The organism is Bacteroidales bacterium (assembly GCA_023228145.1).
GTDB lineage: Bacteria > Bacteroidota > Bacteroidia > Bacteroidales > CAIWKO01 > CAIWKO01.
Window position 1 is genome coordinate 61,119 of record JALOBU010000006.1, and the last position, 16,887, is coordinate 78,005.

The 16,887-nt window shown below is 37.1% G+C and carries 13 protein-coding genes; 10 read left to right on the forward strand and 3 right to left on the reverse strand.

The features are described 5' to 3' along the window. The first annotated feature begins 72 nt into the window (after positions 1–72). The 9 genes from M0R16_04505 (at position 73) to M0R16_04545 (ending at position 12,526) form a co-directional block, all read left to right on the forward strand. Positions 73–258, forward strand: coding sequence for a hypothetical protein (locus tag M0R16_04505; GenBank protein ID MCK9612144.1), 186 nt, complete (start codon positions 73–75; stop codon positions 256–258). Positions 259–275: 17 nt separating this feature from the next. After that, the gene (locus tag M0R16_04510; protein ID MCK9612145.1) at positions 276–2,546 is read left to right on the forward strand and encodes an MMPL family transporter; all 2,271 of its coding nucleotides are present in this window, start codon (positions 276–278) and stop codon (positions 2,544–2,546) included. 23 nt (positions 2,547–2,569) lie between these two features. Continuing rightward, on the forward strand, positions 2,570–3,313 hold the full coding sequence (locus M0R16_04515) for an outer membrane lipoprotein-sorting protein (GenBank protein ID MCK9612146.1): 744 nt from the start codon (positions 2,570–2,572) through the stop codon (positions 3,311–3,313). A 7-nt stretch (positions 3,314–3,320) separates the two neighbouring features. Beyond that, a complete protein-coding gene (locus M0R16_04520; protein MCK9612147.1) occupies positions 3,321–4,877 on the forward strand; it encodes a hypothetical protein in 1,557 nt (518 codons plus the stop codon). A gap of 224 nt (positions 4,878–5,101) precedes the next feature. Beyond that, entirely contained in the window at positions 5,102–6,772 is a 1,671-nt protein-coding gene (locus M0R16_04525; GenBank protein MCK9612148.1) for a LysM peptidoglycan-binding domain-containing protein, read from the forward strand. After that, positions 6,723–8,942: a glycosyltransferase family 39 protein gene (locus M0R16_04530; GenBank protein MCK9612149.1), complete on the forward strand. Its 2,220-nt coding sequence runs from the start codon at positions 6,723–6,725 to the stop codon at positions 8,940–8,942. Before M0R16_04525 ends, M0R16_04530 begins: the two co-directional genes overlap by 50 nt. A 111-nt stretch (positions 8,943–9,053) precedes the next feature. After that, a complete protein-coding gene (locus tag M0R16_04535; GenBank protein ID MCK9612150.1) occupies positions 9,054–9,989 on the forward strand; it encodes a geranylgeranylglycerol-phosphate geranylgeranyltransferase in 936 nt (311 codons plus the stop codon). Then, the gene (locus M0R16_04540) at positions 9,989–10,579 is read left to right on the forward strand and encodes a Maf family nucleotide pyrophosphatase (protein MCK9612151.1); all 591 of its coding nucleotides are present in this window, start codon (positions 9,989–9,991) and stop codon (positions 10,577–10,579) included. The genes M0R16_04535 and M0R16_04540 overlap by 1 nt, the downstream gene beginning before the upstream one ends. A 3-nt stretch (positions 10,580–10,582) precedes the next feature. Continuing rightward, a complete protein-coding gene (locus tag M0R16_04545) occupies positions 10,583–12,526 on the forward strand; it encodes an ABC-F family ATP-binding cassette domain-containing protein (protein MCK9612152.1) in 1,944 nt (647 codons plus the stop codon). Here the strand turns inward: M0R16_04545 and M0R16_04550 are convergent. From M0R16_04550 to M0R16_04560, 3 genes are all read right to left on the reverse strand, one after another. Beyond that, the gene (locus tag M0R16_04550) at positions 12,494–13,069 is read right to left on the reverse strand and encodes a hypothetical protein (protein ID MCK9612153.1); all 576 of its coding nucleotides are present in this window, start codon (positions 13,067–13,069) and stop codon (positions 12,494–12,496) included. The two genes, M0R16_04545 and M0R16_04550, sit on opposite strands and share 33 nt — an antisense overlap. Before the next feature lie 83 nt (positions 13,070–13,152). Continuing rightward, a complete protein-coding gene (gene upp, locus M0R16_04555; GenBank protein MCK9612154.1) occupies positions 13,153–13,803 on the reverse strand; it encodes a uracil phosphoribosyltransferase in 651 nt (216 codons plus the stop codon). A 55-nt stretch (positions 13,804–13,858) separates the two neighbouring features. Then, positions 13,859–14,767: a hypothetical protein gene (locus M0R16_04560; protein MCK9612155.1), complete on the reverse strand. Its 909-nt coding sequence runs from the start codon at positions 14,765–14,767 to the stop codon at positions 13,859–13,861. A 237-nt stretch (positions 14,768–15,004) separates the two neighbouring features. Between M0R16_04560 and typA the strand changes: the two genes are divergently transcribed. Further along, positions 15,005–16,807: a translational GTPase TypA gene (typA, locus tag M0R16_04565; GenBank protein ID MCK9612156.1), complete on the forward strand. Its 1,803-nt coding sequence runs from the start codon at positions 15,005–15,007 to the stop codon at positions 16,805–16,807. Positions 16,808–16,887 lie beyond the last annotated feature (80 nt).

Sequence of the window (16,887 nt, forward strand, 5' to 3'; positions counted from 1 at the left end):
AAATTATTATGGAACCCAACAGCAGCGTGAAGATTTCAATACTTAAAGCAGCACAAAAAGTGTTCAGCAGGTATGGATATAAAAAGACAAATCTCGAAGATATTGCAAAAATCATTGGAAAAGGCAAGAGTCATCATCGTCAGCATGAAGGGTTTTGAATTTTCTTTTTCAAGTGAAAAAGATATGAAACAAATAGAAAATGATATTGACCAGTTGCTGAATGTATTGTTTTATGGCATAGTGCCGAGGTCATTTTAATCTGGTGTTTCAGGCTTATGAGAAAATTTTCAACATTGGTTATTAAATTCAGGGCATTCATAATAATTGCCTTTACACTACTTACGGCTTTCATGGCGTATTTCCTTAAAGATTTAAAAATAAACCCGGACATCACAACCTACCTGCCGAAAAGCGATTCTGTTGTTGCAAGGTTTAATTATATAGGCAGAAATTATTCCTCAAGCCTGATGGCGATTGTTATTGTGGAAGCTGAAAAAGATGTTTTTACAAAAGAAACTTTGGAACATACCAGCGAGCTTACAACATCCCTGAAACTCGTTGAAGGTGTTGATTATGTTACCAGCCTTACCAATGTACTCGACATAAAAAAAACCGATGATGGTTTCGAAATATCTCGTTTGATTGAAGAGAACAACCTTCCGAAAAGCAGCGAGGAATTAAAAAAAATTAAAGAATATACTTTAGGAAAAAAGCTTTACAGAGGAAACCTCGTTTCGGAAGATTCAAAATATACCGTAATCGTATGCCGCGTCAATCAGGATGTTGACAAAAACAGCGTGGCTAGAAAAATAAAAGAATCCGTTCTTTCAAAAAAATTCCCTGAAAAATATTATTTCGAAGGCGTACCTTTTCAGTTAATGAATATAATGGATTTGGTTATTAAGGACTTAATGCTGCTGACGCCTTTAATTGTATTGCTTATTGCTTTTACTTTATTTATCAGTTTTCGGACATTTCGAGGCATATTGATTCCGGTTTTAGCTGTGGCCATGGGCGTTATCTGGAGCATGGGGCTGATGAGTATTTTACATGTAGAGCTTTCACCGATTTCTGACGCCATACCGGTTGTGTTGTTTTCTGTAGGAAGCGCATACGGGATACATATATACAATAGGTTTAAGAGAGTTGTAAGGGATAAAAGCCTCAAAAAGGAACAATCGGCATCAGCATTGCGTGAAGTTGGGCTGGCTGTTTTATTGGCGGGCCTGACTACCGTTATGGGTTTTCTTTCTTTTGTCTTTAACGCCTACCTGAACATTATCAAGGAGTTTGGAATTTTTTCTGCATTGGGTGTTTTCTTTGTACTTATAATTTCTATCACATTTTCTCCGGCATTGCTGTCGTACTTTCCTGTAGAGAAAACTCATTTCCAACCTTTAAAAGCAGGGAAATTTCATTTCCTGGAAAGATTTCTCAACAAACTCTCCGCTTTTATCACATTTCACCCTAAGAAAATACTTATCTCTTCGCTGTTATTGTTGTTGGGTATGGTTGCAGGCATCCCGCTGATAAAAGATAAAATTGACATTTTAAATTATTTTCGCCCGGAAACGGATATGCGTATCACGGCATCCATAATGAATAAAGAATTTGGTGGCTCACTACCCATTATGGTTCTTGTCAGGGGTGATATTCAGAACCCGCTTGTACTCGAAAAAATGAAAAAAATAAAAATATTTTTGGAACAGCAACCCGATATAAAAAATGTTTCTTATGTGGGCGATTTTATTGAAGAAATGAATGATTGCATGGGCGAGGGAAAAAAGATTCCTGACAGCCGCGATAAGGTTTCGAACCTGATGTTTCTTATTGAAGGGGACGATATGCTGCGCCAAATGATTAATAACGATAAAACAGAAGCGGTTATACAAGCCTATGTCAGGAATGTTGAAACGAAGAGATACAGAGAGATTTATTCTTCTTTGAATAAACTTATAGAAAGTTTAAGCACTAATGAAATTACTTTTACACAGTCGGGAATGCCGGGGATTTATTCCAATTTTGACGACAGCCTGATGAATAACCTATTGCAAAGCCTTGTTCTTTCCCTGGTGTTGATTTTTATTACCATGATATTCTTGCTGCGTTCCATCAAAAGCGCTTTTGTGGGAATAATCCCGCTCTTATTCACTATGGTTGTTATTTTTGGCTTTATGGGTTATGCGGGAATCGCGCTGGATATTTGCACTATCTTAATAGCAAGTATTACCGTCGGAGCAGGCATTGATTATTCCATACATTTTATTACAGAATACAAAAATCATATTATTAAGGGCCGAAGCATTAAAGATGCTATCTCTAATACCATTCTTATATCAGGGAAATCCATAGTAATCAATATCATAACAGTTATGTTGGGATTTTTGGTGCTGATTTTTGCCAATCTTCTTCCTCTCGTCAATTTTGGCATTCTGGTTGCAATAACTATGTGCTTTAGTGGTATTGGTGCCATAACGATATTGCCGGCTGTTATTACTTTGTTTAACCTTAAACTCGTTAATAAAAATAAAATAATTTCCAATTAATAGTTTTAATAAATACTTATTACATGAAAAAGTTTTTAATAATCGTATTAGTATCTTTAACAGTACCTTTTTTCACTTTTTTTAGCGCTTCTGCTCAGAGCGCTTCTGACATTCTCCAAAAAGTGGACGATATCATCAATGCACCAAAAGATCAGTTTATTAACATGACTATTACTATTTATGATAAAAGTTTAAAAGAAAGTGTCCGTACAATGGTTACTAGGCAAAAAGGCAGTGATAAACGCCTGGTAAAGTTTCTGACTCCGGCCGACCAGAAAGGAATCGGGTTTCTTTCGTTGCCAAACGACAACCTTACCGTTTACTTGCCTGCTTTCGGAAAGACAAGAAAGATAGGCTCTTCTGTGAAAAATTCAAAATTTGCCGGTACCGATTTTTCTTATGAAGATATGGAAGCGAAAAGGTATTCAAGTAAATGGAATCCGAAACTTATAACCACAGCAGGAGGGTATTATGTTCTGGAGTTGACACCTAAAACAGGTATTGTTACTGATTATTTAAAGCTCATGATGTATGTCCGTACACAGGATAATTACCCCGTAAAAGTGGAACATTACGATAAAGGCGGAAAACTTTATAAGGTGCTCACAGATAATAAAATTACAAAAATAGGCTCATATACTATTGCCAAAGAACTGGTTATGGAGGATAAAAAGAACGGTACAAAAACAAAAATGGTAATGACCAGTATTAAATTTGATAATGGGTTTACTGATGATATTTTTTCTGAAAGGGAGCTAATAAAATAAAACTTTCTTGTTCAATTTTAATTCGGATATGAAACTGAGAGTTTTTGCAATCACTTTTCTGATATTTATATCATTTGAAAAGATTTATGCACAGCAGGATACATCATTGATTTCATTACCCGATACTTCATTTTTATTTTCTGCTGAAGAATTTCCTGTGGTGGAAGAACCTGTAACAGTGCTGCCCGAAGAGCCCAAATTATCTGTTTTCGGTTACATTCAAACTGATGACAGATTAAAATTTTACGGTGGGAAATTAAATCATCAGGAATATCGATTGGATGTTAAACTGGAGTATAAACCTTTTGAAAGAGGAAAATTATTTGCAGAGGTTTGGCTGAGGTCATATAAGTTCCCCGAAATATACAATATTAGCGATTTGTCAGAAAAGAAAAAGGTGCTCAATTTTGATGCAGATATCCGGGAAGCCTATTTTGATATTTACGGATTGTTTACAAAAAACCTTGATATCAGGATTGGACGCCAGAGAATTGCATGGGGAACAGCTGACAAGCTAAATCCTACAGATAATCTAAACCCTTATGACATGGAAGATATCTGGGATTTTGGCAGGCACTTGGGTTCTAATGCAATAAAACTGACATATTATGCCGGGTCTTTTACTTTTACAGGAGTAGCGATACCCTGGTTTACACCGGCGGTGTTACCTAATTCCGAGTGGACGGCTGCTTACATGCCCTCTTTTGAAATCCCTGAAAAGTTAGTGGATACAAGTTTTATTTCCGGTGTGGCTTTACCAATATATCTCACCCCGGGAAATATCTCCGACACACTCGTACTGCCTCAGCGAACCATCAAACATTATCCTTCATTCGGCTTAAAAGCACAAAAAAGCATAGGGAATTTTAATATTTCGCTTAGCTACTCTTATGGCCGCGATGCGCTTCCTCTTCCAACGGAAATGAGCACTACCCTCACAATTGATACTTTTATGCTGGCGCCTGAATTGCGTGCCGATGCTACCATTGATATTAGAACGAAAGTGGAGTTTCCCGTTATGAAAGTGATAGGGCTGGATTTTGCCGGCTCGGTGAAAGGTATAGGTATCTGGGGCGAAGCAGCCTGTTTTCTTCCTCAGAAAAATTATATGAAACGCTACCTGCATTATACCCTATATGGAGTAACTATTGATTCTGTGCTTTCGGATTCGCTGGTGTTGGATAACAAACCTTATGTGAAATTTGTTGTGGGGCTGGATTATACCTTCAGACATGGATTTTACCTTAATTTTCAATACCTTCACGGCTTTGTAAATGAACGTGGACCAAAGGAACTTAATGATTATTATATCCTTGCCTTTGAATGGACGTCCGATAACGGAAAACTTAAAATCGGAATACTTAACGGTGGAATACAGGTTAACAATTATAAAAAAATCAATAGTAATTTTGCATGGATTTATATGCCGGAAATTTCATACAAACCCATGGATAATGCAGAGCTGATACTCGGAGCTCATTTGCTTGATGGTAGCCCCACCACCAGTTTTGGTAAAGTAACTAAAAACGATGATATTTACCTAAAGCTTAGGTATAGTTTCTGACAACTTATTTTTTAAGCTGATGTGCTATTGCTGTGTTTATGATTTAAGTGCAAAACATTTTTTTATTTAATCATCATTAAACCAAATAGAATTTCCATTGAAAGCACTGTAATTTTGAAAATTTAACCTCGTTTGCTAACAATGAACTTGTTAAAACAATAAAACCGGCAATAAATTTTGAACAAATATTCTTTTGTATATTTGTCCGTAACAAAAAAAATCACATGGCATCTTTAAAAGACAGCGGATATTTTAATTATACTGCCCTAAGCGATACAGGGCTTTTATGTTCTCAAAATAAAGATGAGTTCGCATATTTTGAAAGTATCAACGGTCATGTTTTTATCGTATGTGACGGACAGGGTGGTTGTAACGATAAGCCTGCAGCATCAAAACGTGCGGTGGATTGCATACGTGCATACCTTGAAAATCATTATTTTGATATGCCTGAAGATGCTTTGAAAGCAGCCATTGAATATGCCAACGCCATCGTATTTAAAAATTCAAAGGAAATTTCTGCCTTTGGAGGAATGAGCACTACTATTGTAATGATGATAGTCCGTTATGAAAAAGTATATTATGCTCATGTCGGTAATAGCAGGATTTATATCTTTTCTAATGGAGAATTATCATGTTTGACACAAGACCATTATCTGGTGGTTTTTCCTTCGGAACAAACTGACAAAGAATCTTCTGATAGCAGAAATGAACGAAAACCAGCTTATTTCCCCAGAACCCTTGGGAGCGGGCCAAATATTGATATTACCATTTGCAGTTCTCCCGCTTTTCCCGCCAGGGGCGATTTTATATTAATGTGTACCGATGGAATTACATCAAAACTTGAAGACAATGAAATAGTTTCAGTGTTGGCTGACAGTGCTGTGCCTGAAGAAAAAGCAAAACGCCTGATACAGCTTGCTAATTCTAAAGGTGGAACGGATAACATGACGGTAATGCTTGTGGATTTTTATAATGTTTCTAACCGAAAGTCCAGGTTTGTTAAAGCTACTCAGCAAACAACGGCAGAAATTCCTTTGGTTAAAAGCCCTATTCTAAAAACTCCTGACTTATTCGAACAGGAAATCATTGTGGATAACGGAGAACAAAATGAAGTTGAGGAAATTTCGCCACAGAAAATAGTATCAAACGAAATCTCAGCGAAAGAAGCAGAACCGCTTACACCAGATGAAGAAACGTCTGTAAGTGTTAAAGATATAAATACTGAACCTGAGCCTCAGACATATCAGGAAACAAAAGTATTTCAAGAAATTAAAGCGGAACCATTATTTGAAGAAAGTCCGGAGCCTCAGGAAAATAATAAAATACCTGATGATTCGGAAAGTAATGCCGGTAGTTTTTTTTCGCGCTTGTTTAACCGGCTGAATGTTATTGGTAAGAACAGACCCAGGTTAAAAGTTGTATTGATTGTTTTGGGAGCCGTTTTGCTTGCATATATTGTTTGGGACCTGTTCATAAAGCAGGGAGCGACATCAAAAATCAGTAATAAACCAGACACGATGCTAAACGACACTTCTGAACCTAGCAGGAAGAGTCCAGAAAATGATAAAATAGCCGAAGAAAAAAGCACGGCCCCGGATACAATCTGGATAAGTTATTCCGTAAAAAAAGGAGATTTTCTGGGGACTATTGCTGCCAAATTCGGGCTTACAGTTGACTATATAAAAAAGAAAAACAAGCTAACTAACGACAATATCCGTGAAAAACAAAAACTGGATATCCCAACTAAAGCAAACTACCAGGTAAAAGCCGGAGAAACTTTTGATATGATAGGAAAAAGATTTCAGGTGGATAAAAAAAGAATCATGAAAGCTAATGATATCTCTGATGAGAAAAATATCAGGGAAGGCAGGAATATTATCATCCCATTTAAATGAGCTTTCTATGGCAGGGGAAACATCTAAAGGCGGAAAGAAAGCGTCTTTAAAGCAAAAAGCATCACAGCACAGGCCTCCTATTACCATAGAAAATAAACAAAAAAGAGGACTGCCGGCTAAATATATAAAATGGCTTGTTTTTGCTTTTGCATTAGCGTTATATGCAAATACGCTTGACCTGAAATATGCTTCCGATGATTCATTGATGATTACCGGAAATGAGTTTACAAAAAAAGGAATATCCGGTATAAAAGATATACTTACCAATGATGCGTTTGTAGGTTTTCTTGGTAAAAACAACCTCTTGCCCGGAGGTCGTTACCGCCCCCTGACTCAAGTTATGTTTGCTGTTGAAAAAGAATTGTTTGGCTTTAACCCATTTGTAGGTCATTTGCTTAACATAATTTTTTACGCCATCACCTGCATGCTTCTTTTTGTAATTCTGCAAAGACTTTTTCGAAATTATACAGCAAATTACTGGTATCTGAGCATTGCATTTATTGCTGCGATTTTGTTTACGGCACATCCCCTGCATACCGAAGCTGTTGCAAATATCAAAGGGCGTGATGAAATTATGAGTTTGTTTTTTTCACTGCTCACGGTGTGGCTTGTTCTGGTGTACCTCGAAAAACAAAAACTGTGGATGATTATTTTAAGTGCAGTCACATTTATTATGGCTATTTTGTCCAAAGAAAATGCTGTTACATTTATATTAATTGTTCCCCTGATACTTTTTGTTTTTACAAAGTCAAAAAAAAGAGACCATATACTTTGCCTGTCTTCGCTCATAGCTGCTGCCCTTATATATTTTGTCTTCAGGATAAGCATGATAGGGTTGAGGTTAGGTGATATTAAAGTAGTGGAATTACTCAATGACCCGTTCACAGACGCAACATTTATTGAAAAATATGCAACTGTTTTTTATACCTGGTTAAAATACCTTGGACTGATGATTTTTCCACACCCGCTGACTCATGATTATTACCCAAAACAAATTCCAATAATTAATTTTTCGGATGTCAGGGCTTTGCTGTCTTTTTTAATATATACCACTTTACTTGTGTTTGCCCTCTGGAAGATAAAAAACAAAAACATGTATGCTTTCGGAATATTGTTCTTTTTTATAACTTTTTCTACCGTATCAAATTTTGTGATTAATGTCGGGACTTTTATGAACGAGCGTTTCTTGTTTACTTCTTTGACAGGATTCACAATAATTGTTGCATATTTTCTTGCTGTTACTTTGAGAAAAAAAATTAAAAACACTAGTACATACAGAACATGGGTTATCGTAGTTTTGGTTTTGGTTTTATCGGCTTATTCAATAAAAACTGTTAGCCGCAACAGAGTATGGATGGACGATTTCACGCTTTTTACCACGGATGTTAAGGTCTCGGCAAACAGCACAAAATGTAACACCTCTGCAGGAGGCAAGTTGCTCGAAAAAGCCGACTCCAATGACAACGAGATTCAAAAAAATAAATATATAACACAATCGGTAAAATATCTTACCAAAGCTCTGGAAATTTATCCCAAAAATCTTAATGCATTGATATTGCTCGGCAATGCAAAAATCAAACAAAAAGAATATGCGGCTAGTCGAAATTGCTATGCGGCTTGCCTTGCATATAACCCGAAACATAACCATGCCCTTAACAACTTACTGCACCTCGCACAATATACTTATGATAAAGACGTCTATGATGAGTCAGCGAAAACATATACCCTTTTGTTGAAATACCAACCCGATATACCTGAGAACTATTTCGGCTTAGGCCTTGCATACAGGGGCATGCAGAAATATGATTCCGCCTTATCTTTTCTGAATCATGCACAGAAATTAAAACCTGATTATGTGGAAGCTATAAGCAAAATGGGCGAGATTTATGGGCAGGACCTACACAATCTTGATAGTTCCGAAGCTTTTTTTCAGAAGGCTTTAACAATCAAACCCGATGATGAATCATCACTTGAAAACCTTGGAATTGTTTTTGGCATACGGCGTAACTACGAAAAATCATTATTTTATTTTCGTAAAGCACTGGAATTAGAACCCGACAAACATCAGCTTTATATGAATATTGCCGAAACATACCGCCTTATGGGAGATATGAAGTCATACACTGAGTATAAAATGAAATCTGAACAAATTTTTAATAAAAAACAATAATTTGTAATTCTTTCAGAACCTCCTTATAATTAGCTTCCGCACGTTTTCTTCATCAATTGTATTATATGCAGGTTTAAAAATAAAAATGGAGTATTTTTGCAAATAAATTCCATGTTGAACTATCTGAAACTGATACGTCCTTTAAACCTGCTCATTATTGCCGCAGCACAATACCTGACATTATTTTGCGTAATACTACCTTGGATAAAGATGAGCGGAGCAGTTATGTCTGTGAACCATTTAGATTTTGCACTGTTTGTTTTTGCCCATGTCCTTCTTGCGGCTGCCGGTTATGCCATAAACGATTATTATGATACAGATGTTGATGCCGTGAATAAACCCGGGAAAAATGTTTTAATTGCACGTATTCATAAGAGGCGCGCTTATAACATGAACCTGGTATTGAATATCATCGCAGGAGCTATTGGTTTTTACTGTGCATATAAAGCGGGGTCTGTCAAACTTGGTTTTTTGTTTGTAATAATTGCTTTATTGTTATTTTATTACTCACTTAAATATAAAAGGCAGTTTATTACCGGGAATCTGGTAGTTGCGCTGCTTGGAGCATATATGATACTTGTGGTTTGGCTTTTTCAGTTTTTTATCATAAAAATGCATCCGGATGTTTTCGCCTCATTGATAGGAAGCTTAGGAACAATCACTATATGGGTTGGGGGCCTGGCACTATTCGCTTTTTTAACAACCTTTATCCGCGAACTTGTTAAAGATGCTGAAGATTATGAAGGAGATAGTTCAGCTGGGTACCAAACTATTGTGATAAAACTCGGAATTGGAATTTCCAAAAAAATCATCTTGTGGCTGACTATTTTTACAATGATATTGCTTTTATGTACCCAATACTTGTTATTCGAAACATTTTCTATTGTTTCTCTGTATTTATTTGTAGTGCAAATATTGTTTGTATATTTTTTGATAAAGCTGGTAAAGGCCAATGATAAAAATCATTTTCATTTTTTAAGTGTTTTAGCCAAACTGATAATTATCGCAGGTTTGTTAGCCACACAAGTATTATACATAAGCCAGTAATGATATTAAACGAAAAATTAAAAAATTACAGAATCATCCTCGGATCATCTTCACCAAGAAGAAGAGAATTATTAGAAGGTCTGGGTTTAAATTTTGAAGTAATTGTTCGGGAAGTTCATGAAGATTTCCCCGGTGGGCTGGTTCGGGAACAAATTCCACTTCATCTTGCGGAGCAAAAAGCTTCGGCATTTGTTCCTGCAGAATTTGGTGATAAAGTATTAATCGTCACTGCGGATACTATCGTATGGTTAGAAGATACATTGCTTGGCAAACCAGATAATTACCAGCTTGCCATCGAAATGCTCAAAAGGATATCGGGGAAAACACATGAAGTTTTTACAGGAGTATGTATTAAGACAAATACACTGCAGTACAGTTTTTTTGCTGCATCAAAAGTTAAATTCCGGAGCCTTAATGCCGAGGAAATAATATGGTATGTTAAACACTTCAAGCCTTATGATAAAGCCGGAGCCTACGGAATACAGGAATGGATAGGGTTTGTCGGTATTGAGTATATTGAAGGTTCGTTTTACAATGTGATGGGCTTGCCCACACAAAGGCTTTACAGGGTACTAAATGATTTGTTTTAACTTATGATATCTGTCAACCAACTTTCAATCCACTTCAGCGGGGAATATATTTTCGATAATATTTCTTTTCTTATCAATCCGCGTGACAGGATTGGGCTTGTGGGGAAAAACGGTGCAGGTAAAACGACTTTGTTACGTATTCTGGCCGGCCTTATAGAGCCTGAAAAAGGTTCTGTTGCTTATCCTACGGGGACAAAAATAGGATACCTGCCTCAGGAATTGCAGACGGGAAGCACTGAGACAGTATTCGGAGAAGCCCTGAAAGCTTTTTCTTATATTCTCGAACTTCAGGCGAAAATAAATAAACTTACCCATAACATAACCATTGCCACGGATGTTCATTCTCAGGAGTATATAGGTTTAATTAACACCTTGAATGATAGTGTTGAAAAATTAAAAATACTCGGAGGCGATACATTTCAGGTGGATACCGAGAAAGTTTTGCTAGGTCTGGGATTTGAAACAATCGATTTTCAAAAGAAAATGAGCGAATTTAGCGGCGGCTGGCAGATGAGGGTTGAAATTGCCAAGTTGCTTCTGCAGCAGCCGGATTTACTTCTTCTTGATGAGCCCACCAACCACTTAGATATCGAATCTTTGCAATGGATGGAGGAATTTCTTATTAATTATAAAGGCGCTGTTATGCTAGTATCGCACGACAGGGCCTTTCTCGACAATGTTACGAAAAGAACCATTGAGATTTCACTTGGGAATATTTTTGATTATAACGCATCCTATTCGGCATACATTGACATGAGAGCTGAACGGTTGGATAACCAATTAGCCACCTATAACAATCAGCAGCGGCAGATTGAACAGATAGAACGGTTCATAGAACGCTTCCGCTATAAAGCAACCAAGGCTCGTCAGGTTCAATCAAGAGTGAAAATGCTGAAAAAAATTATTGTGGTGGAAATTGACGAAACAGATGCTTCGGCTATCCGCTTGGTATTCCCTAAAGCTCCACCATCAGGAAAGGTAGTAATTGAACTGAGTAATGCTAGTAAAAGTTACAATGCGAAATCGGTTTTGGAAAAAATTGACCTGACAGTTAGTCGCGGGGAGAAAATTGCTTTTGTCGGACGTAATGGGGAAGGGAAAACTACTCTGGTAAAAATGTTGCTTCATCAGGTGGATTTTGATGGTAAGTTTCAACTCGGTCATAATGTGATACCTGCGTATTATGCTCAAAACCAGACCGATTTGCTGGATATGGAGAAAACCGTATTTCAAACTATTGATGATGTTGCCACGGGAGACATGAGGCCCAAAGTCCGTGCCTTGCTTGGCAGTTTTCTTTTCGGCGGAGACACTATTGATAAAAAGGTAAAAGTATTATCCGGGGGTGAAAAGTCAAGACTGGCACTTGCCAAAATGCTTCTCACACCGGTGAATCTTCTGGTTATGGATGAGCCAACAAACCATTTGGACATGATATCTAAGGATATTTTAAAAAATGCACTTATACGGTTTGACGGTACATTGATAATTGTATCACACGACAGGGACTTTTTACAGGGGCTTACTCAGAAAGTTTATGAGTTCAGAAACAAAAAAATAAAAGAGTATCTCGGGGACATTTATTATTTTTTGGATACCAGAAAAATAAATTCCCTCAAAGAACTGGAAATGAAAAAGGTGGATGGCTCAGTGATACAAAAAACTGTTTCTGATCCCGATAATAAAATCCTTAGGGAGAAGAAGAAAACATTTGAGAGAGAACAGAGACGGCTGATGAATAAAATTAATTCCTGTGAGCAGGATATCACTGTTCTGGAGCAGGAATTAGCACAAATAGATAGCATTTTGACAGACCCCGAAAAATATAAAGATGCATTAAACGATTTGGAAATCTATACTAAATACCAGAAAATAAAAACCGAACTGAAAAACAAAATGGATACCTGGGAAACTTTACACAAAGAACTGGAAATGCTTAAAGTATAATTTTGCCAGGAACTCGCCTCCCTCACTGGTTGAAAAGAAATACACCGTAGAAACAATAAAAGACCACGCTATTACAGATATTGCAAGGTAAACTATGGTGTTTTTGTTGCCGGAATAGTATTTGTTTGCAAGAAATGAGCCCAGAGGGATGGAGAAAATTGTCGGTGTTAGAATGCATATTCCAAGCAAGCCCCATTTTTTTCGGATAGCCATAAACATCTTTTTGTTTAACGAAGATAGCCGTTTTGTCTTTGATTTGTTTTGAACAGGAACACCTTGAGGCTTCCTTTTCTGTTTCAGGTTTTGAAATAACCTGATGAAAAAAGGTTTTATGTTTTTTCTGAAAGCGCGTATCATCCAACCACTAAGGTGATAAAAAATAAAAACTCCCACTATGCCACCGGCTGCAGTGGCAGCAAAAGTTTCAAGGTAGTTCAGGCCTATTTCGATGGATACAGGAGGCCCTACTATGAGCCTGATGCTGCTGAGAACAATTATCTGTATAATTTTAAAGAATGTTTTTACCTGAAGGAGGATGAGCAAAGGTGTCATTTGTTATAAATAAGACAAAATTCAATGACAAAATTATAAAAAAGTCAGATAAAAATGAATATTGTTAATAAGTTTTATATTTTAATGCCATAAGCCAGGTCTCCGGCATCGCCGAGTCCGGGAACAATATATGCTTGAGCGGTGAGTTCATCATCAAGTGCGCCAATCCATAAGGTCGTATTTTTGGAGGAGAAATTCTTTTTGATGTATTCTACACCTTGTGTACTTGCAACAATAGTTACAATATGCGTATGGCTAGGCTTGCCATTTTCAAGCAGGGATTTATGAGTCAGCACCAAAGATGCTCCGGTGGCAAGCATGGGGTCCGAAAGAATTAATACTTTGTCAGTGAGTTCCGGACTGGAAGTATATTCCACCCGTATATCAAACTGCCCGTCTTTATAATGATATCGGTAGGCAGAAATAAATGCATTTTCGGAATGGTCAAAAAAATTTAGTAAGCCTTGATGCAGGGGTAATCCGGCACGAAGTATAGTGGCCAGCACCGGAAATGAAATTAAGACGGGGACTTCAGCCACGCCAAGAGGGGTGGTAACTTCCCTGGTCTCATAAGCAAGTTGTTTGCTGATTTCATAAGCAAAAATTTCACCGATGCGTTCAAAATTCCTGCGGAAGCGCATGCTGTCTTTCTGAATATTTTTATCGCGAATCTCAGCAATGAATTGATTGAGTATGGAATTACTTTTTCCTAAAATTTTTACCATATGTTTTAATGTTATGCAGGTGCTAAAATAGTTTTTTTTTATATTGGATTTGATGTTATGCAAATAAATTTAATGGCCAAGGCAATCTGTTGATTTTGATTTGATGGTAATTCACTTCTTCAGCGCCAAAATTTTTGTAAAAACGATAAAGAGAAGGATAATTACTGCCTTCAAAATCGAGAACGATATCTTTTTCAGCATTCGCTTTTATAAAAGTATCAATCAGATAATGCATTACCGAGAGCTCTTTTGCTTTTAAACTGGTTGCTGAAAACAGGAATATAAATTTCTTAAAACCTTTGGCAAATATTATCCCTGCATGTAAATCTTGACCGACATAAGCTTCCCATGTTTCGCAGTGCCCCCGGAGTTGGAGTTGATAAACAATATTGCGCAGCGAATGGTAAAAATCTTTCGGAAGGCTTTTTAATTCACTTCCTTTATTATCAATAAAAAGCTGGATAATGTTTTCCACATTATGGTTTATTATAACCTTAATTTTTTCTTCAGAAAATTTTTTTAAGTTGCGTTTAAGGTTCTCTGAATAAGATTCTCTCAGGGTATCGTATGATTTATTCAGGTTTAGCTCAAGATTTATTTGTGTTTGTGAGGGGATTATTAATTTATCTACGGGGTTGTTGTGATTAAGGTTTATCTGGCCGTACAGGATTTTTTTTGGTATGTTGTTTACAAATTCCTGAACTTTTTTGGATGTAATTTCTTCGGATGAAAAAATTCCTAATTGTTGAATCATGGAGGGGAGAAACAAATATTGCATGTTGAATTTTCTACGTAAGGGCAGAGGCATCACATAATCATAATCATCTTCCACCAAAGCATCCCATCTCCCGCACACGCAGTCCAAATACCATGAACAGGCATAGAGGTTTGAAATCAAAGAGCTTTCAATGCATCTGTTCCACTTGGTTTTATCTATTTCTCGATGCTGAAGATACGTTATCATTAGCTTGAGTTTTGTACTTCTTGTTTATACCATTTTATCTTCAATCTATTTGCAATTTACAAATAAAAGAAAACAATTTGCCTAATGCTGAAACAAAATCAAAAATAAGTTTTTTCCTATTAACTTTTTTTTAAAAATGAATATTGCAATAACATTAAAGTTACCTGATGCTAAATGTCAAATATAAAGCCTACTTTTGCAAATTCTTTTTTTTTGAACTGCTAATAATCACTATAAATGACTCAAATCAGAAACGTTGCAATCATTGCGCATGTTGACCACGGAAAAACCACTCTTGTTGACCGTATTCTTTACCAGGTAAAATTGTTTCGGGACAACCAGGAAAAGAAAGAGCTGATACTTGATTCTAATGACCTTGAACGGGAAAGAGGAATTACTATATTATCAAAAAATGTTTCTGTCAGGTACAAAGGTGTGAAGATAAACATTATCGATACTCCCGGGCACTCTGATTTCGGAGGAGAAGTAGAGCGTGTACTGAATATGGCTGATGGCGTGCTGTTGCTTGTAGATGCTTTTGAAGGCCCCATGCCCCAGACACGTTTTGTGTTGCAGAAAGCTCTTGAATTGGGTTTAAAACCGATAGTTGTAATTAATAAGGTTGATAAGCCAAATTGCTCTCCCGATGAGGTACAAGAGAAAGTTTTTGACCTGATGTTTAACCTCGATGCAAGCGAAAATCAACTTAATTTTCCTACGGTTTTTGGTTCATCCAAGCAGGGGTGGATGTCTGCTGACTGGCGAAATACAACAAGCGATGTCAGCTATTTACTTGATATGATTATAAAACACATTCCACCACCCGAAAAAGCCTTGGGAACATTACAGCTTCAAATCAGCTCACTCGATTATTCATCATATGTTGGGCGTATTGCAGTAGGGCGGATCTCTCGTGGCAGCATCAAAGCAGGAATGCAACTTTCTATTGTGAAAAACGATGGTTCTATTGCAAAAACAGTTATCAAAGAGTTATATCTTTTTGAAGGTCTTGGTAAAGAAAAGGTTAAATATGAAGTTGGGGCTGGTGAGATTTGCGCTGTGCTTGGCCCCGAAAATTTTGAAATAGGTGATACCATTGCCGACCTCGAAAACCCCGAAGGGCTTTTGCCTATCAGCGTTGATGAGCCCACTATGAGCATGCTGTTCACCGTAAATAATTCACCATTTTTTGGGAAAGAAGGTGTTTATGTTACCTCCAGGCACCTTCGCGAAAGGCTTTTTCGTGAAACGGAAAAAAATCTTGCCCTCAGGGTGGAAGAAACAGATTCTCCGGATAAACTGCTGGTATTTGGAAGGGGAATCTTACATCTTTCTATCCTGGTGGAAACCATGAGGCGTGAAGGGTATGAATTTCAGCTTGGACAGCCTCAGGTAATTATAAAGGACATCAAAGGCTTAAAACATGAACCTGTTGAATCTCTTACCATTCATGTGCCCGAAATATTTTCAGGAAAGGTTATTGAAATAGTGACCAAACGCAGAGGGGAAATTGTGAATTTTGAAACACGCAATGACCGTATGGAATTGAAATTTGACATACCCGCCCGGGGCCTTATCGGATTGACAAATACTTTGCTGACTTCTACAGAAGGCGAAGCCGTGATTGCTCACACCTTTAAAGCGTTTGAACCATGGAAAGGAGAAATCGCAAATCGCAGAAACGGTTCTCTGATATCGGGAGAGACAGGCACGGCTATTACCTATGCACTTGATAAACTTCAGGACCGGGGCCGTTTTTTTGTTGAGCCAAATGATAAAATATATGAAGGCCAGATTATAGGAGAAAATTCCCGTTACGATGATATTGTGGTGAACCTGACGAAAACAAAAAAACTGACCAACATACGTGCATCGGGCTCTGATGATAAAGCTGTTATTATTCCTGCCAAAAAGTTTTCTCTTGAAGAAGCCATGGAATATATCAAGGATGATGAGTATGTGGAAATAACTCCTAAATCAATACGTTTGCGAAAAATAATTCTTGATGAAACCCTGCGTAAACGTAGTAAAAAAGTGTAACAGGATGGTTAATCTGCGGATATTTATCTTTGTTTAAAATATTAATTAAATGGATGTTGATTTTTTTAGTAATTTTGCAC

Coding starts and splice junctions, on each gene's coding strand:
- M0R16_04560 (MCK9612155.1), bottom strand. CDS start 14,767: ATGATAACGTATCTTCAGCATCGAGAAATAGATAAAACCAAGTGGAAC.
- M0R16_04510 (MCK9612145.1), top strand. CDS start 276: ATGAGAAAATTTTCAACATTGGTTATTAAATTCAGGGCATTCATAATA.
- upp (MCK9612154.1), bottom strand. CDS start 13,803: ATGGTAAAAATTTTAGGAAAAAGTAATTCCATACTCAATCAATTCATT.
- M0R16_04535 (MCK9612150.1), top strand. CDS start 9,054: ATGTTGAACTATCTGAAACTGATACGTCCTTTAAACCTGCTCATTATT.
- M0R16_04545 (MCK9612152.1), top strand. CDS start 10,583: ATGATATCTGTCAACCAACTTTCAATCCACTTCAGCGGGGAATATATT.
- typA (MCK9612156.1), top strand. CDS start 15,005: ATGACTCAAATCAGAAACGTTGCAATCATTGCGCATGTTGACCACGGA.
- M0R16_04505 (MCK9612144.1), top strand. CDS start 73: ATGGATATAAAAAGACAAATCTCGAAGATATTGCAAAAATCATTGGAA.
- M0R16_04540 (MCK9612151.1), top strand. CDS start 9,989: ATGATATTAAACGAAAAATTAAAAAATTACAGAATCATCCTCGGATCA.
- M0R16_04530 (MCK9612149.1), top strand. CDS start 6,723: ATGAGAAAAATATCAGGGAAGGCAGGAATATTATCATCCCATTTAAAT.
- M0R16_04515 (MCK9612146.1), top strand. CDS start 2,570: ATGAAAAAGTTTTTAATAATCGTATTAGTATCTTTAACAGTACCTTTT.
- M0R16_04525 (MCK9612148.1), top strand. CDS start 5,102: ATGGCATCTTTAAAAGACAGCGGATATTTTAATTATACTGCCCTAAGC.